This window comes from Salinispora pacifica DSM 45544 (assembly GCF_000378845.1).
In the GTDB taxonomy this organism is placed as follows: domain Bacteria; phylum Actinomycetota; class Actinomycetes; order Mycobacteriales; family Micromonosporaceae; genus Micromonospora; species Micromonospora pacifica.
In genome coordinates this window covers 654931-679190 of sequence record NZ_KB905359.1, presented here as the reverse complement: position 1 = coordinate 679190, position 24260 = coordinate 654931, and the positions used below count along the sequence as shown (strand labels likewise).

Genomic DNA, 24260 nt, shown 5'->3' with positions numbered 1-24260 from the left:
GACAGGGCTGCCCGAAGCGCTGAGCGAAGGGTCATGTACGCCATAACGATCCGCGGCGGAGCTTGGCCGCGCGGGAGGCTCCCTGCGGTCTCGACGCACCCGTGCTGGCACGTGGTCGATCGGTCCGTCGCCGAACGTGGTGCGCCCTGCCCAGCTGTTCCCGGCCGGCGGCGAATGTCACTGGTCCGTGGGATCGGTGTTGCGGCCGGGGCAGCGGCTGGCAGCATCGGTGCCGTTGCCAATCAAGAGGAGGCCCACCCTGAGCGCCCAACATCCTGCCGCCGTCCTCTTCGACATGGATGGCACCCTGGTGGACAGCGAGAAGCTGTGGGACATCGCGCTGCGCGAGCTGGCAGTCACCTACGGCGGCGTGCTCTCCGAGACCACCCGGCGGGCCATGATCGGAACGAGTATGGCGGCCTCGATGCAACTCCTCCACGAGGACCTGGGCCAGCCGGAACGCGACCTGCAGGCCAGTGCCGCGTGGATCAACGCGCGGATCCTGGAGCTGTTCGGCGACGGGCTGCAGTGGCGGCCGGGCGCGCTGACCCTGCTGCGCGCCGTCCGTGCCGCGCGGATCCCGACAGCCCTGGTCACCTCCAGCGCTCGGACGTTGGTGGAGGTTGCCCTCGACACCCTGGGGCGGGACAGCTTCGACGCGGTGGTGTGCGGGGACGAGGTGGACGCGGCCAAACCACACCCGATGCCCTACCTGACCGCGGCCCGGCTGCTCGGCGTGCCGATCGGCCGCTGCGTGGCGATCGAGGACTCCCCGGCCGGGGTGGCGAGTGCCCTCGCCGCGGGTGCGGCGGTACTCGCGGTACCGGCGGAGGTGCCGGTGGAGCCCTGCGCCGACGTACACCAACTGGCGAGCCTGGCCGCGGCAGACCTGGAGCTCCTGACGGCGTTGCTCGGGGAACGCTCGCGAGATGTCGCCTTCGGCGCTCGGTAGCGCGCGGCCGCTCCGGCCCTTCCCACAGCGTGTGGAAGGGCCCCGGTGCGCGGGGCCCTTCCAAGCTGGCTCAGTCGTGGGCGATGGCGCCCAGGACATCGATGCGGGCGGCGCGGACCGCGGGAATCACCGCGGCGAGGACGCCGACGAGTGCGCCGAGGCCGACCATTGTCCCCATGTCCGCCCAGGGCAACACCAGGTCGGTGATTCCCTCATCGCGCAACGCCTCGACGACGGCCGCACCGAGGCCGGCGCCGACGGCGATGCCGAGCAGCGCACCGAAGACCGAGATCACCACTGCCTCTACAGTGATCATGCCCATGGTCTGCGCCCGGCCGAGGCCGACCGCGCGGAGCAGCCCGAGCTCCCGGGTGCGTTCGAGCACCGACAGGGCCAGGGTGTTGATGATGCCGAGCACCGCGATCACGATGGCCAACAGCAGCAGGATCTGGATCATTCGTAACAGGCCGTCGAGCGGTTCGGTCTGCTGCTCGATGAACGCTTCCCGGTCGGCCACCGACACCTCCGGGCTGTCCGCCAGGAGCGGCTCCACCTGCGGCAGCACGTCAGCGGCCTGGGCGCCGGGCGTGAGCTGGATGAAGCCCGCGATCGGCTGGGGGATGGTGAAGCCCTGCGCCGCGGAGACCGGCAACGTGATTGGATCGAGGAGCTCATCGGCTTCGTAGATCCCGCTGACCGTGTAGGTCTTCGGCTCGGCGCGGGCCAACTGCACCGGCACGGTGGAGCCGACGGAGAGTCCGCGCGAGGCCGCCACATCCGAGCTGACCAGCATCTGATCCGGCCCGAGTCGACTGATGTCCCCGGCGGTGGCCCGCGCGCCGAAGATCTGCGTCAGCGTCGACACGTCGCTGTTGGCGCCCACCCAGGTGCGTTCGTCGCCGACCTGGGCCAGATCGCCGTATGCTCCACCGACCAGCGCCACCCCGGGCAGCGCCGCGGTCTTCTCCAGCACCGCCGGGTCGAAGGTCGGCGGTCGGGGCCCGGTCTGCGCGCCGCCGATCACCAACTCGGCCTTGATCTTGTCCTCGGCCAGGCTGCTGATGCTGCTCTTGGTGGAATCCAGAATGACGGTGACCCCGGTGACCAGGGCGATGCCGACCATCAGCGCGGCCGCCGTGATCGCCGTACGGCGCGGGTTTCGTCCGGAGTTGAGCCGGCCCAGCTTGCCCGGCATCCACCAGGAGAAGATCCCGCCGAGTAGACCGACCACCGGCCGGCTGATCATCGGGGTCAGGAGCGCCACCCCGATGAAGGCGAAGAGCACGCCGCCGAGGATGGTGATCAGGGCGTTGTCGCCGGCGTGCCCGCCGAGGCCCAGGAAGAGCAGTGTGGCGCCGGTTGAGGTCACCGCCGCGCCCGTCACCGTGACCTTGGTCAGCGGCCGGTCCGGGGTCGCGACGTCCTGCATCGCCGCGATCGGCGGAATCCGGGATGCCCGCAGCGCGGGCAGCAGTGCCGCCACCACCGTGATGATCAGGCCGACCCCGAACGCCCCGACAACCGCCGCCGGGGGCACAGCGATTCCCGCCAGGTCCAGCCCGCCGGAGAGATTGCCGAACAGGTACGCCAGCAGCGCGCCGATGCCGACGCCGGCGCCGAGGCCGAGCACGGAGGCGAGTAGGCCGACCGCCACCGCCTCCAGCACCACCGAGCCAATGATCTGGCGGCGGCCCGCCCCGACGGCGCGCATCAGCGCCAACTCCCGGGTGCGCTGGGCCACGATGATCGAAAATGTGTTGAGGATCAGGAACGTGCCCACCAGCAGTGCCACCGCGGCGAAGCCGAGCAGGATTCGGTTGAAGAAGGACAACCCCTCCTTCAGCGTCGCCGAGGCCTCCGCGGAGACCTCGGCGCCGGTCTTCACCTCGAAGTCGGCCCCGAGTGCGGCGGCGATGTCGTCGCGTAGCCGATCGTTGGCGACGCCGTCGGCGGCGGTGACCGTGACGTTGGTGAAGGCGTCGCCCTGGCCGAGCATCAACTGCTGCGCTACCGGAGTGGTGAACATGACCTCGTTGACGCCGCCGATGGCGTCGCGGCCGCCGCTGTAGCCGAAGACCCCGACGATGGTGAACTCCTGCTTCGGCTCGAGCGTGAGTACGCCCACTCGATCGCCGACAGCGACCCGGCCGGCCTTGGCCAGCCCGGCATTGACCAGAATCTCGTCGTCCGCCTGCGGCTCCCGGCCCTCGCGCAGCTGGACGAGATCGCTTGTGCCCACCCAGTTCGCACCGATTTGAGGCGGCCCGAAGGAGGTGACCACCTTGCCGTTGCTGCCGATCAGGCGCGCGCCGTCGGCGGCCACGATGCCGGTGGCGTCGGCCACCCCGGCAACGTTCCGGATTCGCTCCACCGTCTCGGCCGGCACCGGCGCCGCCACCGCCTCGCCCTCGAAGTCACCCACCTCCATTCTTGACTTCGCGGAGACGTTGACGTCCACCCCTTCGTACGCGTCGGCGAAGACGGCGTCGAAGGAACGGCCGAGGGTGTCGGTGAGCACGAACGCGCCCGAGACGAACATGACGCCGAGTACCACCGCCAACCCAGACAGGATCAGCCGGAGCTTGCGTGCCAGCAGGCTCTTGAGGGTCGCCCGGAACATCAGTCGCCCACCTCGACCTGGGTGTCGAGCTTCTTCATCGTGTCCAGCACCGTCTCCGCCGTCGGCTCGATCAGCTCGGAGACGATCTGTCCGTCGGCGAGGAAGACCACCCGGTCGGCGTAGGCGGCGGCGGTCGGATCATGGGTGACCATGACAATGGTCTGCCCGTGCTCCCGTACCGAGTTACGGAGGAACTTCAGCACCTCCGCGCCGGCCCGAGAGTCGAGGTTGCCGGTCGGCTCGTCCGCGAAGATCACCTGTGGGCGGCTGACCAGTGCCCGCGCGCACGCCACCCGCTGCTGCTGCCCACCGGAGAGCTGCGCCGGCCGGTGATCCAGCCGATCCCGCAGGCCGACGGTCTCGATCACCGTGTCGAACCAGGCTTGGTCCGGCTTGCGCCCAGCGATCGACAGCGGCAGCAGGATGTTTTCCTTTGCGGTCAACGTCGGCAGCAGGTTGAACTGTTGGAAGATGAATCCGACCTGCTCGCGGCGCAGCTTCGTCAGACCGGCATCCCCCAGGCCGGTGACCGTGGTCTCGCCGATCGAGACCGTGCCCCGGGTCACGGAGTCCAGCCCGGCGAGGCAGTGCATCAACGTTGACTTGCCCGACCCGGATGGACCCATGATCGCGGTGAATCGGCTCTGCTCGAACTCACAGCTGACCCCGCGAAGCGCGATCACCTGTGCCTCCCCGCTGCCGTACACCTTCCACACCTCGCTCGCGCGGGCCGCGGCCTGCGCCTGACGGCCTACCGTCGCGGTCACGTCTTCTCCCTCTCGTCGTTCGGTCCGCGCCGTCCCCCTCGGTCGGCGCGGCAGTCCCATCATGGGCGTTCCCCGGCCCGGATCCCTCCGACTTGGGGCGGAGCCGTGGCGGATTTTGTGCTGCGGGTACCCCCGATCGCCGCTCAGGGTTGTCCCTGAGCGCCCGTGGTGTCGTGCCGCGTCCCGACGGCTCGACCCGGCACGGTGAGGTCCAGTGATGGTCAACCCGTCCTGCCCGTTGTGGGTCACCGTAGGTGAGCGGGACAACCCGCGGTGCGGGGCGGACGGTCAGCTCCGGGGCCGGATCAGCCCGGCCCGTACGCCAGCACCACCGCCTGCACCCGGTGCCCACTCAACCGTTGGCGCCGGTCACTCGTCGGCGGCGGGGGAGATCGGCCGGGGCCGCGGGTCACGGAGCGAGTCGGCCGGGTCCGGGCCGACCGGGAACGGCGGCGGGGTGCCCCCGAAACTCGGACACAACCGCTGGTGGCTGCACCAGTCACAGAGTCGGCTTGGCCGCGGGCGGAAGTCCTGGGCGGCGGTGGCCGCCTCGATCGCCCGCCACAGCGCCACCACCGTGCGCTCGAATCGCACCAGTTCGTCGGCGTCCGGGGTGTAGTCGCAGACCTCCGCATCTTTGAGGTAGAGCAGCCGTAGTACCCGCGGCACCACGCCGCGGGTACGCCACAGCACCAGGGCGTAGAACTTGAGCTGGAACAGCGCCCGCGCCTCGAACGCCTCCCGCGGTGCGCCGCCGGTCTTGTAGTCGACCACCCGCAGCGCGCCATCCGGCGCCACGTCCAACCGGTCCAGGTAGCCCCGGATCAGCAGCTCCTCGTCCACCACCGCGGAGACCAGACTCTCCCGCTCGGCCGGCTCCAGGCGGCGCGGATCCTCCACCGCGAAGTAGCCCTGAAGCAGCCCCGTGGCCGAGCGCAGGAACGTCGATCGGGCCTCGGTGTCGTCGGCGAACAGGGCGGCCAGCTCCGGCTGCTCGGTGACCAGCCGTTCCCACTGCGGAGCCACCAGATCGCTGGCCGCCCTCGGGGTGCGACCCGCGGGGGACAGGTCGAACAGGTGTTCCAGTACGGCGTGGACCAGGGTGCCCCGGGCCTGCTCCACGCTGGGCTGCTCGGGTAGCCGGTCGATGCTGCGGAATCGGTAGAGCAACGGGCAGGTCTTGAAGTCGGCCGCCCGGGAGGGGGACAGCGAAGCTCGTACCGTGGCCGGCAGCTCCGCCGCGGGCGAGAGCTGCTGGGCTGCCACCGGATCCGCTGTCATGACCGGAAAGGGTAGGGCACCGGGGTGACAGCCTGGACCGCGCCGTCTGCAGGGCATGATCCGCTCCCGCGTAGCATCGGGCCGGTGGAGTCCAGAAGGCGAGTTCCGCACCGGTCGGCCGGGGTAACCGTCGGCCGGGTGATCGGGGTGCCGCTGCACCTCGAGTGGTCGATGCTGCTGCTCACCCTGGCCGTTACCGTGCTGTACGCCGAGTTCGCCCGGAAGGAACTCGCCCTCTCTCCGGCCAGTGGCTACCTGATCGGCCTCGGCTTCGTCGTCTCCCTGCTCGGATCGGTGCTGTTGCACGAGCTCGGTCATGCCCTCACCGCCCGCCGATTCGGGATCGGGGTCCGCCGCATCACCCTGGAATTACTCGGTGGCTACACCGAGATGGACCGCGATGCCCCGACGCCCCGGGTTGATCTGCTGGTGTCCCTCGCCGGGCCGGCGGTTTCCGCGGTACTCGGTGCGGTGGCGGTCGCCGTCACCCTGGCGTTACCCGAGCACACCCTGGGTCATCAGCTCGCCTTCCAGCTCGCGGTGAGCAACGTCGTGGTCGCGGTGTTCAACGTGTTGCCCGGGTTGCCGCTCGACGGCGGTCGCGCGCTGCGGGCCGCCGTCTGGGCCGCCACCCGGGACCGGCATCGGGCCACCGAGGTGGCGGGCTGGGTTGGTCGGGTTGTCGCCGTCGGCACGGGCGGGGCCGCCGTCGTAATAGCCCTGCTCGGGCCCCCGACGCCGCTGGTGCTACTCGCGATGCCGCTGATGTTGCTGGTCGCGTTCACCCTCTGGCGCGGTGCCGGGCAGTCCATTCGGCTGGCCCGGATCACCCGCCGGCTTCCGCTGATCGATCTCTCCCGGCTACCCCGTCCGGTCTGCGCCGTTCCGACCGGCACGCCACTCGCCGAGGCGCAGCGCCGCGCCGCCGGAACCGACCCACCGGCCGCGCTGCTGGTCACCGACTCCGCGGGCTGCCCACACGCCCTGGTCAACCCGGCTGCCGCCGCGGCGGTCGCGGTCAACCGTCGGCCCTGGTTGCCGGTGGACGAGGTGGCTCGGTCGTTGGCCGAGGTGCCGACCGTGTCGGTCGGCCTCGACGGCGAGCAGGTGATGGAGACCGTGCGGCAGCACCCGGGCGCACAGTACGTGGTGACCTCAGGCGAAGATGTCGTCGGCATCCTGTACCTCGCGGATCTTGCTCAACTGCTCGAACCCCACCGGAGATGAACACGTGACCGCACCGCCCTCCGACGCGCCCGACCAGCACGTCCCCGCACCGCCTCCAGCGCGCCGGGGGCCGTTTCAGCCCGGTGACCGGGTGCAGTTGACCGACCCGAAGGGTCGAATGCACACCGTCACCCTCGAGCCGGGCAAGGAGTTCCACACCCACCGCGGCATCCTGCACCACGACGCCCTGATCGGTCAGCCCGACGGCAGCGTCGTCAGCACCGCCGGCGGTGGTACGGCGTTCCTGGCCCTGCGCCCGCTGCTCGCCGACTACGTCCTGTCGATGCCGCGCGGCGCCCAGGTGATCTACCCGAAGGACTCGGCCCAGATCGTCGCGATGGGTGACGTCTTTCCCGGCGCGCGGGTGCTGGAGGCGGGGGCCGGGTCCGGCGCGCTGAGCTGCTCCCTACTGCGCGCCGTGGGCCCCACCGGAGAGCTGCACTCGTGGGAGGTGCGCGACGACTTCGCCCAGATCGCCCGACGAAACGTCGAGGCGTTCTTCGGCGGGCCGCACCCGGCCTGGCGGCTGCGGGTCGGGGACGTGGCGGCGAATCCGGAGACCGGCTTTGACCGGATCATCCTGGACATGCTCACGCCCTGGGAGAAGCTCGACATGGTCGAGCGGGCCCTGGTGCCCGGCGGGGTGCTGATCGGGTATGTCGCCACCACCCCGCAGCTTTCCGAGCTGGTGGAGGCGCTGCGGGAGCGGGGCGGCTGGACGGAGCCGCGGGCCTGGGAATCCCTGGTCCGGGACTGGCACGCGGAGGGGTTGGCCGTTCGGCCCGACCACCGCATGATCGCGCACACCGCGTTCCTGGTGTCTGCGCGTAAGCTCGCCCCGGGAGTTACCGCCCCACCTCGCCGGCGCAAGCCCAGCAAGGGGATGGAGGCCTACGCGCAGCGCCGTGCGGCGCTGCGGGAGGCGGCGGCCGCCCAGGCCGACTCGGCGGAGGAGGGACGACGGTCATGACGGTCGAGCGGGACGGCGGGGAATGACGCGACAGCGGCCGACCGGCGTGGACCGGTGGTGCGGGGAGGCGGAATGAAACGGCCGGGCCTGGGCGGCGGTGACGTGCCAGCGGTGTTTCCGGACTGGTCGCCGTATCGGGATCTCGAGTCCGCGGCACGCGCCTACCTGCGTGATCCGGATGTGGCCCTGGAGACTCTCGGCGGGGTGCTCCGCGGCGCCTCCGTGCTCGGCTTCACCCTGGAGCGGTTCGTCAACGAGGTCAACGGCGTCTGGCAGGAAGTGGTCATCTGCGACGGCAGCCGCCTGGTCCTGTGGCACGGCGAGGACATCCCGCCCGGGGACGGCCCACCCGGCTCGATGACCTCGTCGCTGCGGGTGGTTCCGGTCTCCTCGGTCACCGAGGTCGGCTGTCGGCGACGGCTCACCCGCGCCGACGACGGCACCGTGCGGGTGGAGGGCATCGATGTTTACCTGTTGTTGAGGTCACTGGACGAGGCGCCGCCGGGCGAGGAGGGGGCCAATTCTCCCCGGCATGACGCGTTGCGCTTCGGCAAGACCCTGGACGACGGCGGTGCCGGGCAGATTGCCCGCCTTGAGGAGTTTGCTCGGTTGGTTGCCTCGGCCGTCGGTCGGCCACTGCGCTGAGCAGCACCCACCCGGCGCCGAGCAGCGCCACCCGGCTGAGGGCTACCGCGTTCGCGTTCGGCGGGGAGCCACCCGGGTGCGCGCGACCGCACCACGCCCGGGGCGGCGCCCAACCGGCGGCAGCAGCGCCCATCCGGCGGTGGCGGTCAGTCCTCGGTTTCGGCGATCAGTCTTCGGCTTCCGGGCCGGCGACTGGCGTGCCGTCGCCGGTGCGGAGCACGTGGATGCACTCGCCCGGGCACTCCTTCGCCGAGTCGATGACCTCAAGGCGGAGGTGTTCCGGCACCTCCACCCGGCCGCCCGGGGCCTGCACCAGCTCACCGTCCGGCCCTTTGACATAGGCGAGTCCGTCGATGTCGAACTCGAAGACCTCTGGCGCGTACTGGACGCAGAGCCCGTCGCCCGTGCACAGGTCCTGGTCCACCCAGACCTGTAGCTGGCCCGTCGCGACCTCGATCACCGTTCCCCCAGGTTCGTCCGTCGTTCGCCTTGACGGTACCCGAACCGTCGGATCTGTTCCCGGGCCCACCCGGGGCGATCAAGGTTCGGTGACGAGGGTGTCGCATGGGACCGAATCGGCCTCATAGCGGCTAGTGTTAGGGCAGAACGTTCAAGCCCCGGGGAGGTGGGACGTGGCACGCAGCGACGACGTGGACTCGCGCGCCGCACGGTGGGAGAAGGAGGCCCACGATCTCTCCACGCAGGTCGCGTTCCTGCAAGAGGAACTCGCTCTGGTGCGGCGCAAGTTGACCGAAAGCCCCCGACAGGTCCGGCAGCTCGAAGAGCGGCTGGCGGCCGCCCAGGCGCAACTGGCGCGGCTGACTGAGAACAATGAGCGGCTCGTGAGCACTCTCAAGGAGGCGCGAGCGCAGATCGTGACGCTCAAGGAGGAGATCGACCGGCTCGCCCAGCCGCCGAGCGGCTACGGGGTCTTCCTGGCGCGCCACGACGATGGCACGGTGGACGTGTTCACCGGTGGCCGCAAGCTCCGGGTGGCCGTCTCACCGTCTCTGGAGGTCGCCGAGCTGCGCCGGGGGCAGGAGGTGCTGCTCAACGATGCGCTCAACATCGTTGACGCGTTCGGTTATGAGCGGGCCGGTGAGGTGGTCATGCTCAAGGAGGTGCTCGCCGGGCCGGACGGCGCTCCTGGCGACCGCGCCCTCGTGGTCTCCCACTCTGACGAGGAGCGCGTCGTGCACCTCGCGGAGACGTTGATCGACGCCCCGATTCGCGCGGGTGACTCCCTCATGATCGAGCCGCGCTCGGCGTACGCCTATGAGCGGATTCCGAAGAGTGAGGTCGAGGAGCTGGTCCTGGAGGAGGTGCCGGATGTCGACTACACCGACATCGGCGGCCTGCACGCGCAGATCGAGCAGATTCGCGACGCGGTGGAGCTGCCGTTCCTGCACGCTGACCTGTTCCGGGAGCACCAGCTTCGGCCGCCGAAGGGCATTCTGCTCTACGGGCCGCCGGGCTGTGGCAAGACGCTGATCGCCAAGGCGGTGGCCAACTCGCTGGCGAAGAAGATCGCCGAGCGACGTGGCGAGGAGAAGCACACCAGCTACTTTCTCAACATCAAGGGCCCGGAGCTGCTCAACAAGTACGTCGGCGAGACCGAGCGGCACATCCGGCTGGTCTTCCAGCGGGCCCGGGAGAAGGCCGGAGAGGGCACGCCGGTGATCGTGTTCTTCGACGAGATGGACTCCGTGTTCCGTACCCGGGGCTCCGGTGTCTCGTCGGATGTGGAGAACACCATCGTCCCGCAGCTGCTCAGCGAGATCGACGGGGTGGAGGGCCTGGAAAACGTCATCGTCATCGGCGCCTCCAACCGGGAGGACATGATCGACCCGGCGATCCTGCGGCCGGGTCGGCTCGATGTCAAAATCAAGATTGAGCGGCCGGATGCCGAGGCGGCGAAGGACATCTTCTCCAAGTACATCCTCCCCGGCCTGCCCCTGCACCCGGACGACCTGGCCGAGCACGGCAGCGATCCGCAGGCCACCGTGGCGGCGATGATCGATGCGGTCGTGCTGCGGATGTACTCGGAGACCGAGGAGAACCGCTTCCTCGAGGTCACCTACGCCAACGGCGACAAGGATGTCCTCTACTTCAAGGACTTCAACTCCGGGGCGATGATCCAGAACATCGTGGACCGAGGCAAGAAGATGGCCATCAAGGAGTTCCTCACCTCGGCCCGCAAGGGCCTGCGGCTGCAGCACCTTCTCGACGCCTGTGTTGACGAGTTCCGGGAGAACGAGGACCTACCCAACACCACCAACCCCGACGACTGGGCACGCATCTCCGGAAAGAAGGGCGAGCGGATCGTCTACATCCGTACGCTCGTCTCCGGCGGCAAGGGCGCCGATGCGGGCCGGTCCATCGAGACCGCCAGTAACACCGGCCAGTACCTCTGACGACGGAGGAAACGGGCCCGGGTCGTGGTTGGACCCGGGCCCGTTTCCTCCGCTGGGTACAGGCCCGTAACGGTCGCTGGGTAATTGCTCCGCACCGCCGCGTCACGATCGGGTGCGGTGCCGACTACTCTCGACGAAGGGATCGGTCGGGGCTAGTGAAGCGGGTAGGTTGATGAGCGTTAGACGGATCATGGGCACCGAGGTCGAGTACGGCATCTCCGTGCCCAGCCAGGCCGGGGCCAACCCGATGGTCACCTCCTCGCAGGTGGTCAACGCCTACGGGGCGCGCCCCGAGCTCAACCGCGGGGGGCGCGCTCGCTGGGACTACGAGGAGGAGTCGCCGCTGCGCGACGCCCGCGGTTTCACCTATTCCGGTGCCGCGTACGACCCGGCCGAGGCCCTCGCCGACGAGGATCTCGGCCTGGCCAACGTGATTCTCACCAACGGTGCCCGGCTCTACGTGGACCATGCCCATCCGGAGTATTCCACTCCCGAGGTGACCACGCCGTGGGACCTGGTGCGCTGGGACAAGGCGGGGGAACTGGTGATGGCCGAGGCAGCCCGTCGTGCCGCCACCATCCCCGGTAGCCACCCCATTCACCTCTACAAGAACAACACTGACAACAAGGGTGCCAGTTATGGCGCCCACGAGAACTACCTGATGCGGCGGCAGACTCCTTTCGCCGACATCGTCACATTTCTGACTCCGTTCTTCGTCACCCGGCAGATCGTCGCCGGGGCCGGGCGGGTCGGCCTCGGCCAGGACGGCGGGCAGAGCGGCTTCCAGATCTCCCAGCGCGCCGACTTCTTCGAGGTCGAGGTGGGGCTGGAGACCACGCTCAAGCGGCCCATCATCAACACGCGCGACGAGCCGCACGCCGATGCCGACAAGTACCGCCGGCTGCACGTCATCATCGGCGACGCCAACCTGTCGGAGATCTCCACGTACCTCAAGGTCGGCACGACCGCGCTGATCCTCACCATGATCGAGGAGAGGGCGCTCGTCCCTGACCTCGGCATCGCAGACCCGGTCAGCGAACTCCGTGCGGTCAGCCACGACCCCTCCCTCGGCCACCTCATGCGGCTGCGGGACGGGCGGCGGCTCAGCGCGTTGGATGTTCAGTGGGCCTACTACGAGCGGGTGCGCTCCTTCGTGGACGACCGGTACGGCAGTGACGTGGACCAGCAGACCGCCGACGTGCTGTCCCGTTGGGAGAGCGTGCTGGACCGCCTGGGCCGGGACGTCTTTCTCTGCGCTGACGAGCTCGACTGGGTGGCGAAGCTGCGGTTGCTGGAGGGCTACCGGGAGCGGGAGAAGCTCGGCTGGGGGGCGTCCAAGCTGCAACTGGTCGACCTGCAGTACTCCGATGTTCGCCCCGAGAAGGGGCTCTACCACCGGTTGGTGTCGCGCGGCGCGATGAGGACACTACTGCCGGCGGAGTCAGCCCAGGTCGCGATGACCGAGCCCCCGGAGGACACCCGGGCCTACTTCCGGGGCCGCTGTCTCGCCCAGTTCGCCTCCGAGGTGGTTGCGGCGAGTTGGGATTCGGTCATCTTCGACGTGGGCCGGGAGTCGCTGGTGCGGGTACCGATGATGGAGCCGGAGCGCGGCACCCGCGCGCACGTCGGTGCGCTCTTTGACCGCTGCGAGAGCGCCAAGGATCTGCTGGAGACGCTCACCGGTGGTTGAGCCGTCCCACGCGGTGGCCCGGGATCACGTGACTGACGCGCGGCAGACCATTTCGTCGTCCGCGCGAGGTAAGTTCGTCGCAGACGATCGTGGAGGAGGCAGCCATGGCGAGCCGTGACAGCGGTGGGCAGTCGCAGACCGGCCGGTCCCAGCAGAGCGAGGAGATCGAGGACGTCACGACGGAGGCGAGCGCGGAGGCCGCCGAGCGCCACGCCGAGATCACCGAGGACGTGGACGACCTACTCGACGAGATCGACTCCGTCCTTGAGGAGAACGCCGAGGAGTTCGTTCGGGGCTACGTGCAGAAGGGTGGCGAATAAGCACCGGGCGGGAGTCGCCACCATCTGGACACGATCACCGCCCCGGAAGGGTGCGGGTTACCCTGCTTTAACCGCAACAGTGGTCCTGGCTGGTTCCGGAGAGGTCCGGGCAGACCGACCAGGACGATCACGTACCTGAGAGGAACCACGTGGCAGCGGCTTTCGACCCATCCGGGCGTCTTCCGGATCTGTTCACCAACGCGGGAACGTCCTCCTTCTCCGCGTTCCTGAGCCAGGCGGCGCCGGAACTGCTGCCCGGACGACGGCCGCTGCCGCCCGGGATGGCCACGGACCTGACGCCGCACGCCACCACCATCATCGCCATCGCCGCCGCCGGTGGGGTCGTACTGGCAGGTGACCGTCGCGCCACCATGGGGAACCTGATCGCCCAGCGGGACATCGAGAAGGTGTATCCGGCGGACGCATATTCCCTGGTGGGCATGGCGGGTGCCGCCGGCATCGGGATCGAGCTGATCCGACTCTTCCGGGTCGAGCTGGAGCACTACGAGAAGATCGAGGGCGCGATGCTCTCGCTCGACGGTAAGGCCAACAGGTTGGCGGCGATGGTGCGGGGCAATCTCGGCGCGGCGATGCAGGGGCTCGCGGTGGTGCCGCTCTTCGCCGGGTTCGACCTGGCCGCAACGGACCCGGCGAAGGCCGGTCGGATCTTCAGCTTCGACGTGACCGGCGGTCCCTACGAGGAGGTCGGTTACGACGCGGTCGGCTCCGGCTCCTTGTTCGCCAAGTCGGCGCTGAAGAAGCGGTTCCGGTACGGGCTCTCCGTTGACGATGCGGTGCGCCTGGCCGTGGAGGCTCTGTACGACGCGGCTGACGATGACACCGCGACCGGCGGGCCGGACCTGACCCGGCGGATCTATCCGGTGGTGATGTCCGCCACGGCCGAGGGCACGCACCGACTCACCGAGGCGGAGACGGCGGCGATCGCCGAAAGCGTGGTCGCCGGCCGGATGGAGAATCCGGGCGGCTGAGCCCGCTACCCGACCCCCCCCACCGACCAGCACAGCGCCGTAAGGAGAACTTCTGTCGTGGCCATGCAGTTCTACGCCTCGCCCGAGCAGATCATGCGTGACCGCTCCGAGCTGGCCCGCAAGGGCATCGCCCGCGGGCGCAGCGCGGTGGTCCTGAGTTACGCCGGTGGGGTGCTCTTCGTCGCGGAGAACCTCTCCAGTGCCCTGCACAAGGTCGGTGAGATCTACGATCGGATCGGCTTCGCCGCCGTGGGCCGATACAACGAGTTCGAGAACCTGCGGCGGGCGGGTGTGCGGATGGCTGACCTGAACGGTTTGAGCTACGACCGGCGGGACGTGACCGGGCGGGCGCTCGCCAACGCGTTCGCGCAGACGCTTGGCGCGATCTTCACCGAGCAGTCCAAGCCGTTCGAGGTGGAGATCTGTGTCGCCCAGGTCGGGGCAACGGCGGCGGAGGACGAGCTGTACCGGTTGACCTACGACGGCTCTGTCAACGATGAGCCCGGCCGAATGGCGATGGGTGGTCAGACCGAGGCGATCGCTGCAGTGCTGAAGTCGAACCACCGTCCGGACATGTCACTGGGCGACGCGGTCAAGGTGGCGGTGCAGGCCCTGGGTAGCGTCGGCGGGGAGGGCGGGGCTGCTCGCGCGATCGCTGCCGACCAGTTGGAGGTCGCGATCCTGGACCGCGGCCGGGTCGGGCGGACCTTCCGGCGGGTTACCGGCGCGGCGTTGACGGCCCTGCTCGACGATGGCGAGGCCACGGCAGCATCGGCGGAAGCCTCAACCGAGGCGGCGGACTCGACCGACGCGGCGGAACGCCCCGATTCCTAAGCCCGCCAGCGGCCACCGAAAGCGGCCGTTCACGCCTCGATCAGCGGCTTCCACCAGGCCCGGTTCTCCCGGTACCAGTCGATGGTGGCGGCCAGACCCTGATCGAATTCGACGGCGGGTTCCCAGCCGAGGTCGCGCTTTGTTGCCGTGGAGTCGAGGGCGTACCGGCGGTCGTGGCCCTTTCGGTCGGTCACCGGTGTCACCCGATCCCAACCGACGTTGAATGCGGTGAGTAGCGAGCCGGTCAGTTCCCGGTTGGTCAGGGCAGTGCCCCCGCCGAGGTGGTACACCATTCCGGCCTGGCCGTCCCGCTGCGCCAGCGCGATGCCGCGGCAGTGGTCGTCCACGTGTAGCCAGTCCCGGATGTCGCCGCCGTCACCGTACAGCGGCAGGTTGTGTCCATCGATAAGGTTGGTGACGAAGCGCGGGATCAGCTTCTCGGGGTGCTGGTAGGGACCGTAGTTGTTGGCGCCCCGGGTGATGATCACGTCCAGTCCGTGGGTGCGGTGGTAGGAGAGGGCGAGCAGATCGGCGGCGGCTTTGCTGGCCGAGTACGGGGAACTGGGGTTCAGCGGCGCTGAGGGGGGCGCCGAGCCCTGGTCGATGGAGCCGTACACCTCGTCGGTGGAGACGTGGAGAAACCGTCCGGTGCGGTGCCGCAGCGCGGCGTCGAGCAGGACACCGGTGCCGCCCACGTTGGTGCTGACGAACGGGCTGGCGCCGTGGATGGAGCGGTCCACGTGGGACTCGGCGGCGAAGTGGACGATGACATCGTGTCCGGCGACGGTGGCGTCCACCAGCTTCACGTCGCGTACGTCGCCGCGGACGACGTTCAACCGGGGGTCGTCTCGGACGGGGGCGAGGCTGCCGTCGGTGCCGGCGTAGGTGAACGAGTCGAGCACGGTTACCCGGTCTGGCCGTGGAACTGGTTGTTTGTCGCTGAGTAGCCGGCGCACAAACGCTGAACCGATGAAGCCGGCCCCGCCGGTGACGAGGATCCTCACGGCTTGTACCGTACCCGGGGCCGGGCCGGCGTGGGCCATGGTCGACCCCCGAGCCGGCTGGGACGGGTGTGGTGAGCACTGCCCAGATGTCGCCTTGTGCGGCTAGTGTCTCATCATGGAGCGGCGAATCTTCGGCCTCGAGACCGAGTACGGCGTCACCTGCACCTATCGTGGGCAGCGCCGGTTGTCCCCCGACGAGGTCGCGCGGTACCTGTTCCGGCGGGTGGTGTCGTGGGGTCGGTCGAGCAATGTCTTCCTGCGCAACGGCGCCCGGCTGTACCTGGATGTCGGCTCGCACCCGGAGTACGCGACGCCGGAGTGCGACTCGGTGGCCGATCTGGTGGCGCACGACCGCGCCGGCGAGCGGATCCTGGAGGGACTGCTCGTCGACGCGGAGAAGCGGCTGCACGACGAGGGCATCGCGGGTGAGATCTACCTGTTCAAGAACAACACCGATTCGGCCGGGAACTCGTACGGGTGTCACGAGAACTTCCTCGTCTCCCGGCACGGCGAGTTCGGCCGGTTGGCGGATGTGTTGATCCCGTTCCTGGTCACCCGGCAGTTGATCTGCGGTGCAGGGAAGGTCCTGCAGACGCCGCGGGGGGCGGTCTACTGCCTGTCGCAGCGGGCCGAGCACATCTGGGAGGGGGTCTCCTCGGCGACCACCCGGAGCCGGCCGATCATCAACACCCGGGACGAGCCGCACGCGGACGCGGAGCGGTACCGCCGACTGCATGTGATCGTCGGCGACTCCAACATGAACGAGGTCACCACCATGCTGAAGGTGGGCGCCGCGGACATCGTGCTCCGGATGATCGAGTCCGGGGTGGTGATGCGGGACCTGACGCTGGAGAACCCGATCCGCGCGATCCGCGAGGTGTCGCACGACATCACCGGACGACGGAAGGTCCGGCTGGCTTCCGGAAAGGAGATCAGCGCGCTGGAGGTCCAGCAGGAGTATCTGGCGAAGGCCACGGAGTTCGTCGAGCGGCGCGGCGGCGATCAGACGGCGAAGCGGGTGGTGGAGCTCTGGGGTCGGGTGCTGCGAGCGGTGGAGACCGGTGATCTGGAGCCGGTGTCTCGGGAGATCGACTGGGTGACCAAGCTACGTCTGATCGAGCGTTATCAACGCAAGCATGAGCTGCCGTTGTCGCATCCGCGGGTGGCGCAGATGGATCTCGCCTACCACGACCTCCGTCGCGGCCGGGGTCTGTATGGCCTGCTGGAGCGGCGGGGCCAGGTGGACCGGGCGGCGACCGACCCGGAGATCTTCGAGGCGAAGGAGACGCCGCCGCAGACCACCCGGGCACGGCTGCGGGGCGAGTTCATCCGGCACGCCCAGGAGAAGCGGCGGGACTTCACCGTTGACTGGGTGCACCTGAAGCTTAACGACCAGGCGCAGCGCACCGTGTTGTGCAAGGACCCCTTCCGGGCGTACGACGAGCGGGTGGAGCGGCTGATCGCCAGCATGTGAGCGCGACGGGCGCGGATGAGTCACCCGGCGGTGCCGGGTAGGCTGGCCACGCCATGATGTCAAGTCACCCGGGCGGTTCCGGCTCCGAGAAGCAGAGCTGGACCGAGCGCCGCCGCCAGAAGATTCGTGCCGAGATCGAGCGCAACCGCCGCGGCGAGTACACCGTGCCCACCTGGGTGCTGGCGCTCGCCCTGGCCGCGATGGTGGTGGCGTGTGCCCTACTGGTGATCTTGGCCTGAGCGGCGGTCAGCGGGCGAGGCGCGCGGCGTGCCGCCCCGCCGCGGCGGCGGCGAGGAAGTAGGCGTGGTCCGCGTCCAGACCACGACCCATCGTCGACAGCGGCACCGGGCTGGCCCGCAGCGCGGCGTCGAGGCCGGTCACCGGCACCCGACGCACCTGGTGCCGAGCGGTGAGCGGGGCCAGCGCCGCCTCGACCGCCGTGGCCAGCGCCGGGTCGAGTTGGTTCGGTACGACCAAGTCGGCGGAGGCCAGGGCTACCCGGCCGTACGCGGTCAGGCTGTGGTGGGAGACGCCGTGGTGTCGGGGGCGGGGGTCCGCGGCGGAAATGCGGAGGGAACCGACCGGCCGCCCGCCCAGTGCGGCGATCGCGTTGACCGCCTCGCCGACCGCCACCCCGGAGAAGCCCCAGCGGGTGCCAGTACCGAGGTTGCCGGGGCCCTGGGCGACGACGGCCAGGTCGGCGTGGAGCACATGCCGCGCGGCGAGCAGGCCGGAGTGTAGGGTGCTCGCCTCCAGGTCGCCGCCGAACGCCTGCCCCACGCTGATCGTGCCGGCGAGGTGTCCGCGGAGCTCGGCGAGGGTGCGGGAGAACCACGCCGGCAGCGCGCCCCCATCGGTGAGCAGGTACGCCACCCGTGCGTCGGGTGCGTCGGCGCGGATCCCGGCGAGTACCGCCGGGAGAGCGGAGTGTAGGTCGGCGGTGACTACGGGTAGGCCGCCCAGGTCGTCGGCGTCGGCGAGGGCCGCCCGGTGCGGGGACGCCTCCTCGTCCACGCCGAGCAGGATCGGCTGTAGCGGGGTGTAGCGCGCTTTGACCAGGTGGCCGCCGGCCCGATTGTCCGCCGGTGCGGGCGGGTCCGGTGGCAGCCGGTCCGGCAGGGCCACGACCAGGGCGTAGCCGCCGGTGCCGAGGCCCATCAGCAGGGCGCCGACGTTGAGCAGCACCCGATCGCCGACGCGTGGTCGACCCACCAACTCAGGGTAGGCGAGCGCGCGCATCGTCGAGTCGTCGGGGAGGGTGACGGCCAACTCGACCGCGCCGCTCCACTCCCGTCGGACCGCCGTTACCGTTCCCGACCGCCAGCGCACCATGCGCGCGACGCTAGCGGTCGCGCCGGGTGGGCCCGGCGTCCGGGGGTGCCCTGGGCGGCGGGCCCCCGCCGGACCGGTCCCGGTGACCGACCGGGCGAGACGCGCGGCGTATAGGTACATGTGTTCGCAGCGTTGGCTGCTAGCGTCGTACCGTGTCGCGGACCCGTACCGAACGCCTGGTCAACCTGGTGATCTGTCTCCTGTCCACGCGACGGTTCCTGACCGCCGTGCAGATCGCCGCGACCGTGCCCGGCTACCAGCATGATCCGCACGATGTGCGGGACCACGAGGCGTTCCAACGCAAGTTTGAGCGGGACAAGGCCGAGCTGCGCGAGCTCGGTGTCCCGCTGGAGACCGGGACGGCCAGCGCCTTCGACCTCGAGCCGGGCTATCGCATCGCCCGCCGGCAGTATGCGTTGCCCGAGATCCCGCTGGAGCCGGACGAGGCCGCGGCGGTCGGCATCGCCGCCCGGCTGTGGCAGCACGCTGGTCTGGCCGCCGCCGCGTCGTCTGGGTTGGCGAAGCTGCGCGCGGCCGGCGTTGACGTGGACCCACAGGCCACGCTCGGGCTGGAGCCGATGGTGACCGTCGATCCGGCCTTCGCGCCGCTGACCGCGGCGGCCCGGGACCGCCGCGAGGTGGCCTTCGACTATCGGGTGCCGGACCGGGACGAGCCGTCTGCCCGCCGACTGCAGCCGTGGGGGGTGGTCTGCTGGCGGGGCCGGTGGTACGTGGTGGGGCATGACCTGGATCGGGCCGCGGCCCGCTGTTTCCGCCTCTCCCGGGTGGTGGGGGCGGTTCGGACGGTGGGCCCGTCGGGGGCGTATGAGCCGCCGGTCGAGGTGGACCTGATCAGCTATGTCGCTCGCTCGTCCGGTCCGGTGGAGCGGACCGGACGCGCCCGGGTGCTCGTCGCGCCCCACCGGGCCGCCGGGCTGCGCCGGTGGGCGGTGGAGACGACCTCGGGCTCTACCGGTGACCAGCTCGTCCTGCCGTACGCGGATCCGGAGGCGCTCGCCGGCCAGCTCGTCGGCTACGGCCCGGACGTGCGGGTGCTCGACCCACCGGAGGTGCGGGAGGCGGTCATCCAGCGACTCAAGGAGTTCGCCGCGCGCCACGACGTCGTTGCTGGGAGTGCCCGATGACCGGGTCGGCCCGGCCCGGGTCCCGTACCTCGGCGGACCGGTTGGCCCGGCTGCTCAACCTGGTGCCCTTCCTGTTGGCCCGGCCCGGCATCGAGATCGCCGAGGCCGCGGGTGACCTTGGGGTGACCGAGCGGCAGCTGCGGGAGGATCTGGAGCTGCTCTGGGTGTGCGGGCTGCCGGGTTACGGCCCGGGGGATCTGATCGACATGGCCTTCGACGGCGACCGGGTGACGATCACCTACGACGCCGGCATTGATCGGCCGTTGCGGCTGACTCCCGAAGAGGCCCTCGCGCTGGTCGTGGCGCTGCGCATGCTGGCGGAGACGCCGGGGGTGGCCAACCGGGAAGCGGTGGAGCGGGCCCTGGTCAAGATCGAGAATGCCGCGGGTGACCGGTTCGGCACCCCGGTCGCGGTACGGCTGCCGGCGGACAACCACCGGGTGGCGGAGCTGCGGGCGGCGGTGGAGAGCGGCCGGGCGCTGCGGATCACCTACTATTCGGTGGCCCGGGACGAGACGATCGAGCGGACCGTTGACCCCCTGCGAATGCTCGTCATCGGCGGCCGGGCGTACCTGGAGGCCTGGTGCCGCCGGGCGGAGGGGATGCGAATGTTCCGGGTCGACCGGATCGACGCGGTGACCCGGTTGGACGAGCCGGCGCGGGTGCCGGCGCAGGCGGTGCCGCACGACCTCACCGGCGGTGCGTTCCGGCCCACGGCGGACCTGCCGCTGGTCACCCTGCGCATTGGTCGGAGTGAGCGGTGGATCACCGAGTACTACCCGTGTGAGCGGGTCGAGTCAGGCGAGGGCGAGTGGCTGGTCTCGCTCCGGGTCACCGACCTGGACTGGGCCCGCCGCTTCGTGTTGGGCCTGGGCCCGGAGGTCACCGTGGTGGCGCCGGCGGAGCTGGCCGCACAGGTGCACGCCGCGGCGACCGCAGCCCTTGCGGCGTATGCCACCCCGCCGCCGGGCGCGGTGGCCGACCCGGCGACGGCGTCAGCGGGCCAGTAGGCTGGGTGCCGTGGTGGTGTGGATCGTGGTCGCGCTGGTGCTGCTCCCGTTCGTGCTGCTCGGGCTGGCCGTGCGGCCGGTGTTGACCCGGCTGCGTCGGCTGCGTCGGGCCGCGGTGGCGTTGCAACAGCACGCCGATGAGGCCGCGGCGCTCCAGACGACCGCGGTGGCGCTGCAGGCGCGGGCCGAGGGGCTACAGGAGCAGTTGGCGACCATCCAGCACCGGGCCGCAGCGGTCCGGTTCCGCCGCGGCGGGTAGCAACCGCGCCGCCCCGGCGGCCCGGGTCGGGGCGAAGCGGCCTGTTGGGGACATCCGCGGTTGGCCTAGACTTCACCCAGCCGGCATGGTCCCGTAGCGCCCAGCGGGTGGCAACGCCGCCGGACGCACGTACGATGGCTGCGACACCACCTGCCCGACACCGAGAGACCGGAGCTTCCCATGGGTGCCCTAAGGCCATGGCACATCGCCGTACTCGTGGTCGTGCTGATCCTGCTCTTCGGCGCGAAGCGGCTCCCCGACGCGGCCCGCTCGCTGGGCCGTTCGCTGCGGATCATCAAGGCCGAGACGAAGAGCCTGCACGACGACGACCGTGACCTGGCCGAGAAGGCCGACGCCCAGGCTGGCTACCAGCCGATGCCGCCGCAGGTGCAGCAGGGGCAGCCCTACCCTCAGCAGCCGTCCTACCCCGCCCCGCCGCAGCAGCAGCCGGTCGTTGACCCGGTGCAGCGCACCCGCGACAACTGATCGAGGGGCCCGACCACCGTGGCCTTCGCCCTGCGTAAACGCGGCCCGAGTAGTTTCCAGCGGGCCTCGGAAGGCTCGATGACGCTGGTCGAGCACGTCCGTGAGCTGCGCAACCGGCTGTTCAAGGCGTCGCTGGCGATCCTGGTCGGCTTCGGCATCGGCCTCTGGCTCGCCGGGCCGGTGCGCGGCATCCTGCAGCGGCCCTACTGCGAGCTTCCCCAGGCGCAGACCACCGACGGCGCCTGCGACTTCGTGCAGCTCGGCCCGGCTGACCTGTTCCTGCTCAACCTCAAGATCGGTCTGTGGGTGGGGTTGATCCTCGCCGCACCGGTCTGGCTGTACCAGCTGTGGGCCTTCATCGCCCCCGGTCTGCACAAGCACGAGCGGCGCTACGCCTACGCCTTTACCGCGCTCGCCGCGCCGCTGTTCGCCGCCGGCGCGGTGCTGGCGTACTTCGTGACCTCCAAGGGCCTGGAGTTCCTGCTTCAGGTCTCCGGCCCCGAGATCAATACCACTCTCGACATCACCCGGTACATCTCGTTCGTCACCAACCTGATCCTGCTGTTCGGGGTGGCGTTCGAGTTCCCGCTGATCGTGTTGATGCTCAACTTCGTCGGCGTTGCCAGCGCGAAGCGGTTGCTGGGCTGGTGGCGGGTGGCGGTGTTCGTGTTCTTCGCCTTCGCGGCGGTGGTCACGCCCACGCCCGACCCGTTCGGTATGACCGCGTTGGCGTTGTGCCTGTGTGCCCTCTACTTCGCGGCCGTCGGTGTCGCGTTCCTCAACGACAAACGTCGGGGCCGAGGCAAGGAGACCTACGCCGGCCTCGCCGACGACGAGGCGTCGCCGCTGACGGAGGGGAGTGACCCGATCGAGGCGAGCGCCCCGGTTGGGGCGCCGGAGTCGATCGCGGAGCCGGAGCCGGTCGCCAAGCCCACGCCGATCGAGCGCCGTTACGACGACATGACCTGACGCTGGCGTCCCCCTGCCCCAGCGGTGTCGGGTTGGGGGGTGCGTCCCCGGTCCCGGCCCGGTACGGTGCACGCCGTGACCGCAGTCGATTCCACCGGTGCCGGTCCTCCGGTCGCCGTCCTGGCCAACCCGAGCGCCGGCCGGGGGCGCCACCGCGGGCTACTACCCACTGTGGTGCACCGGCTGGCTGCCGGTGGCCACCCGGTGCGGTTGCTTGAAACGGGGACCCCGGCGCAGGCGCAGGCGGCCTGTCGCGCGGCGGTGGCCGACGGCGCGGTAGCGCTGGTCGCGGTCGGGGGTGATGGCACCGCGCACCTGGCGCTACAGGCGGTGGCGGGAACGCCGGTGCCGTTCGCGGTGGTTCCGACGGGGACCGGGAACGACTTCGCCGGTGACGCCGGCTTCCCGGCCGACCCCCTCGCCGCGGCCGACGTGATCGCCGCCGCGCTGCGGCACGGCCGCTCCCAGCCGATCGACCTGGCTCGTATCACCGCGGCGGACGGCACGCAGCGGTGGTACGGGGCGGTTCTCGCCGCTGGCATCGACGCCATCATCAACGAGCGGGCCAACCGGCTGCGGTGGCCCCGTGGCCCGCGCCGCTATGACCTGGCGATCCTGGTGGAGCTGGCCCGGCTGCGGCCCCGCCGTTACACGTTGCGCCTGGACGGGGTGACCCACGAGCTGGACGCCGTGTTGGTGGCGGTCGGCAACTGCGCCCGCTACGGCGGTGGGATGCGGATCTGCCCCGCCGCCGACCCGACCGACGGGCTGCTCGACGTCGTGGTTGGCGGGCGGTTCAACCGGCGGACGCTGCTGCGGATCAAACGCCGAATCTATCCGGGTACGCACGTTGACCACCCGCTGGTGCGTAGCTTCCGGGCGCGGACCGTGGAGGTGGCCGCCGCGGGCATCACCGGCTACGCCGACGGGGAACCGGTGGCCGAGTTGCCGGTGACGATCACCGCGGCCCCGGCGGCGGTGCGGCTGCTGCGCTGATCGCCGGTCAGCCCGGCCCAAGCTCCAGCCCCGCCCCGCCCGCCCCGTAGCCCGGTAGCCCGGCACGGCCCGGTCAGCCCGGCACAGCCAGGTCCAACACCGCGCCGAGCCCGTTCGGCCGGCCCGCCTCGCCGGTCGGGAGCACCAGCACCGCGCAGCCGGCCGCCACCGCGCCCGCGTCGGCAGGGGTGTCCCCCACCATGAGCACCCGTTCCGGGTCAACGGCCAGCGTCCCGCAGGCGTGCAGGAAGATACCCGGGTCGGGCTTGCAGCGCCCCACCTCGTACGACAGCACGTACCCGTCCACCAGGTCGGCGAGCCCCCAGGCGGCAAAGAGCGGCCGGATGTCGAAGCCGATATTGCTGACCACACCCACCCGTACCCCGGCGGCGCGCAGCGCGGCCAGGGTGGGGGCGGCGTCCGGGTACGGCACCCACCCCTGGGGCACCAGCAACCGCTCGTAGAGCGCGTCGGCGAGCCCATCGATCCCGGCGTCGATCGTCGCCGCGAGTCCGGTGTACGCACCGCGGTGCGCATGCGGGTACAGGTCCCGGTCGGCCCAGAGCTCGGCCAGCGCGGGCGGGACCCGTCGTGGCAGTGGCCCCCCGGCCCGGCCGGCGGTGACCAGCCGGTCGGCGAGGGCGGTGGCGCGGATCCGGTCCAGCGTGGTTCCACAGGTGGCAGCCGCCGCGGTCACCCAGTCGGTGGCCTCCTCTACCTGCGCGAGCGTCCCGTGGAAGTCGAAGAGCACCGCTTCCACGGGACGGCGGGATGCCGTCGGGGTAGCAGCACGACCCGGGGCGGTTGTCTGAGCGGGTTCGGTACGGTCCGGCACGTCGTGCACCCTACCGACCGCCGCGGACGGCTCCGGACGGG

24 protein-coding genes are annotated in these 24260 nt (G+C 70.5%); 17 read left to right on the top strand and 7 right to left on the bottom strand.

The features are described 5' to 3' along the window. The first annotated feature begins 235 nt into the window (after positions 1–235). The gene (locus SALPAC3_RS0103130; protein WP_408640397.1) at positions 236–952 is read left to right on the top strand and encodes an HAD family hydrolase; all 717 of its coding nucleotides are present in this window, start codon (positions 236–238) and stop codon (positions 950–952) included. A 70-nt stretch (positions 953–1022) separates the two neighbouring features. On the opposite strand, the gene SALPAC3_RS0103125 is transcribed toward SALPAC3_RS0103130, so the two are convergent. The 3 genes from SALPAC3_RS0103125 to SALPAC3_RS0103115 form a co-directional block, all read right to left on the bottom strand. Next, positions 1023–3572 (bottom strand): ABC transporter permease, encoded by a 2550-nt coding sequence (locus SALPAC3_RS0103125; protein ID WP_018219811.1) that lies wholly within the window; start codon positions 3570–3572, stop codon positions 1023–1025. Then, positions 3572–4339, bottom strand: a complete 768-nt coding sequence (locus SALPAC3_RS0103120; RefSeq protein WP_018219810.1) for an ABC transporter ATP-binding protein — start codon at positions 4337–4339, stop codon at positions 3572–3574. The genes SALPAC3_RS0103125 and SALPAC3_RS0103120 overlap by 1 nt, the downstream gene beginning before the upstream one ends. Positions 4340–4708: 369 nt before the next feature. Then, positions 4709–5620 carry a RecB family exonuclease gene (locus SALPAC3_RS0103115; protein WP_018219809.1) on the bottom strand — a complete coding sequence of 304 codons (912 nt, stop codon included), beginning with the start codon at positions 5618–5620 and terminating at the stop codon, positions 4709–4711. A 138-nt stretch (positions 5621–5758) separates the two neighbouring features. On the opposite strand from SALPAC3_RS0103115, the gene SALPAC3_RS0103110 reads away from it, so the two are divergent. From SALPAC3_RS0103110 to SALPAC3_RS0103100, 3 genes are all read left to right on the top strand, one after another. Further along, a complete protein-coding gene (locus SALPAC3_RS0103110; RefSeq protein WP_018219808.1) occupies positions 5759–6847 on the top strand; it encodes a M50 family metallopeptidase in 1089 nt (362 codons plus the stop codon). Positions 6848–6851: 4 nt separating this feature from the next. Beyond that, positions 6852–7817, top strand: a complete 966-nt coding sequence (locus SALPAC3_RS0103105) for a tRNA (adenine-N1)-methyltransferase (RefSeq protein ID WP_026185192.1) — start codon at positions 6852–6854, stop codon at positions 7815–7817. Between the two features lie 72 nt (positions 7818–7889). Beyond that, positions 7890–8462 carry a hypothetical protein gene (locus SALPAC3_RS0103100; protein WP_018219806.1) on the top strand — a complete coding sequence of 191 codons (573 nt, stop codon included), beginning with the start codon at positions 7890–7892 and terminating at the stop codon, positions 8460–8462. A gap of 166 nt (positions 8463–8628) precedes the next feature. Here the strand turns inward: SALPAC3_RS0103100 and SALPAC3_RS0103095 are convergent, their stop codons facing one another. Next, on the bottom strand, positions 8629–8922 hold the full coding sequence (locus SALPAC3_RS0103095) for a ferredoxin (RefSeq protein WP_018219805.1): 294 nt from the start codon (positions 8920–8922) through the stop codon (positions 8629–8631). Positions 8923–9094: 172 nt separating this feature from the next. Here SALPAC3_RS0103095 and arc point away from each other — a divergent pair, with 172 nt between their 5' ends. The 5 genes from arc to prcA all read left to right on the top strand — a co-directional run bounded on the left by arc (position 9095) and on the right by prcA (position 14709). After that, positions 9095–10876, top strand: coding sequence for a proteasome ATPase (gene arc, locus SALPAC3_RS0103090; RefSeq protein ID WP_018219804.1), 1782 nt, complete (start codon positions 9095–9097; stop codon positions 10874–10876). Between the two features lie 172 nt (positions 10877–11048). Beyond that, entirely contained in the window at positions 11049–12566 is a 1518-nt protein-coding gene (dop, locus tag SALPAC3_RS0103085) for a depupylase/deamidase Dop (protein ID WP_033660365.1), read from the top strand. A 104-nt stretch (positions 12567–12670) separates the two neighbouring features. Beyond that, positions 12671–12886, top strand: a complete 216-nt coding sequence (locus tag SALPAC3_RS0103080) for a ubiquitin-like protein Pup (protein WP_018219802.1) — start codon at positions 12671–12673, stop codon at positions 12884–12886. A 149-nt stretch (positions 12887–13035) separates the two neighbouring features. Then, entirely contained in the window at positions 13036–13875 is an 840-nt protein-coding gene (prcB, locus tag SALPAC3_RS0103075) for a proteasome subunit beta (protein WP_018219801.1), read from the top strand. Positions 13876–13932: 57 nt separating this feature from the next. Next, entirely contained in the window at positions 13933–14709 is a 777-nt protein-coding gene (prcA, locus tag SALPAC3_RS0103070) for a proteasome subunit alpha (RefSeq protein ID WP_018219800.1), read from the top strand. 29 nt (positions 14710–14738) lie between these two features. Here the strand turns inward: prcA and rfbB are convergent, their stop codons facing one another. Next, on the bottom strand, positions 14739–15713 hold the full coding sequence (rfbB, locus tag SALPAC3_RS0103065; protein WP_018219799.1) for a dTDP-glucose 4,6-dehydratase: 975 nt from the start codon (positions 15711–15713) through the stop codon (positions 14739–14741). Positions 15714–15828: 115 nt separating this feature from the next. On the opposite strand from rfbB, the gene pafA reads away from it, so the two are divergent. Further along, positions 15829–17187 (top strand): Pup--protein ligase, encoded by a 1359-nt coding sequence (gene pafA, locus SALPAC3_RS0103060; protein ID WP_018219798.1) that lies wholly within the window; start codon positions 15829–15831, stop codon positions 17185–17187. Positions 17188–17240: 53 nt separating this feature from the next. Beyond that, positions 17241–17426: a hypothetical protein gene (locus tag SALPAC3_RS0103055; protein WP_018219797.1), complete on the top strand. Its 186-nt coding sequence runs from the start codon at positions 17241–17243 to the stop codon at positions 17424–17426. A 7-nt stretch (positions 17427–17433) separates the two neighbouring features. Here the strand turns inward: SALPAC3_RS0103055 and SALPAC3_RS0103050 are convergent, their stop codons facing one another. Then, on the bottom strand, positions 17434–18519 hold the full coding sequence (locus tag SALPAC3_RS0103050; RefSeq protein ID WP_018219796.1) for a DUF3866 family protein: 1086 nt from the start codon (positions 18517–18519) through the stop codon (positions 17434–17436). A gap of 152 nt (positions 18520–18671) precedes the next feature. Here SALPAC3_RS0103050 and SALPAC3_RS0103045 point away from each other — a divergent pair, with 152 nt between their 5' ends. The 6 genes from SALPAC3_RS0103045 (at position 18672) to SALPAC3_RS0103020 (ending at position 23384) form a co-directional block, all read left to right on the top strand. Beyond that, the gene (locus tag SALPAC3_RS0103045) at positions 18672–19664 is read left to right on the top strand and encodes a helix-turn-helix transcriptional regulator (protein ID WP_018219795.1); all 993 of its coding nucleotides are present in this window, start codon (positions 18672–18674) and stop codon (positions 19662–19664) included. Continuing rightward, positions 19661–20674: a helix-turn-helix transcriptional regulator gene (locus tag SALPAC3_RS0103040; RefSeq protein WP_018219794.1), complete on the top strand. Its 1014-nt coding sequence runs from the start codon at positions 19661–19663 to the stop codon at positions 20672–20674. The genes SALPAC3_RS0103045 and SALPAC3_RS0103040 overlap by 4 nt, the downstream gene beginning before the upstream one ends. Before the next feature lie 10 nt (positions 20675–20684). Further along, positions 20685–20933: a hypothetical protein gene (locus SALPAC3_RS0103035; RefSeq protein ID WP_018827321.1), complete on the top strand. Its 249-nt coding sequence runs from the start codon at positions 20685–20687 to the stop codon at positions 20931–20933. A gap of 180 nt (positions 20934–21113) precedes the next feature. Next, positions 21114–21419, top strand: coding sequence for a Sec-independent protein translocase subunit TatA (tatA, locus tag SALPAC3_RS0103030; protein WP_018219792.1), 306 nt, complete (start codon positions 21114–21116; stop codon positions 21417–21419). A gap of 18 nt (positions 21420–21437) precedes the next feature. Beyond that, entirely contained in the window at positions 21438–22388 is a 951-nt protein-coding gene (gene tatC, locus SALPAC3_RS0103025) for a twin-arginine translocase subunit TatC (protein ID WP_018811733.1), read from the top strand. A 75-nt stretch (positions 22389–22463) separates the two neighbouring features. After that, positions 22464–23384 carry a diacylglycerol kinase family protein gene (locus SALPAC3_RS0103020; protein ID WP_018219790.1) on the top strand — a complete coding sequence of 307 codons (921 nt, stop codon included), beginning with the start codon at positions 22464–22466 and terminating at the stop codon, positions 23382–23384. 73 nt (positions 23385–23457) lie between these two features. Here SALPAC3_RS0103020 and SALPAC3_RS0103015 read toward each other — a convergent pair whose 3' ends face one another. Next, positions 23458–24219: an HAD family hydrolase gene (locus SALPAC3_RS0103015; protein WP_026185191.1), complete on the bottom strand. Its 762-nt coding sequence runs from the start codon at positions 24217–24219 to the stop codon at positions 23458–23460. Between the last annotated feature and the right edge of the window lie 41 nt (positions 24220–24260).

Coding starts and splice junctions, on each gene's coding strand:
- SALPAC3_RS0103125 (WP_018219811.1), bottom strand. CDS start 3,572: ATGTTCCGGGCGACCCTCAAGAGCCTGCTGGCACGCAAGCTCCGGCTG.
- SALPAC3_RS0103115 (WP_018219809.1), bottom strand. CDS start 5,620: ATGACAGCGGATCCGGTGGCAGCCCAGCAGCTCTCGCCCGCGGCGGAG.
- SALPAC3_RS0103100 (WP_018219806.1), top strand. CDS start 7,890: ATGAAACGGCCGGGCCTGGGCGGCGGTGACGTGCCAGCGGTGTTTCCG.
- dop (WP_033660365.1), top strand. CDS start 11,049: ATGAGCGTTAGACGGATCATGGGCACCGAGGTCGAGTACGGCATCTCC.
- SALPAC3_RS0103080 (WP_018219802.1), top strand. CDS start 12,671: ATGGCGAGCCGTGACAGCGGTGGGCAGTCGCAGACCGGCCGGTCCCAG.
- pafA (WP_018219798.1), top strand. CDS start 15,829: ATGGAGCGGCGAATCTTCGGCCTCGAGACCGAGTACGGCGTCACCTGC.
- SALPAC3_RS0103055 (WP_018219797.1), top strand. CDS start 17,241: ATGATGTCAAGTCACCCGGGCGGTTCCGGCTCCGAGAAGCAGAGCTGG.
- SALPAC3_RS0103050 (WP_018219796.1), bottom strand. CDS start 18,519: ATGGTGCGCTGGCGGTCGGGAACGGTAACGGCGGTCCGACGGGAGTGG.
- SALPAC3_RS0103040 (WP_018219794.1), top strand. CDS start 19,661: ATGACCGGGTCGGCCCGGCCCGGGTCCCGTACCTCGGCGGACCGGTTG.
- tatA (WP_018219792.1), top strand. CDS start 21,114: ATGGGTGCCCTAAGGCCATGGCACATCGCCGTACTCGTGGTCGTGCTG.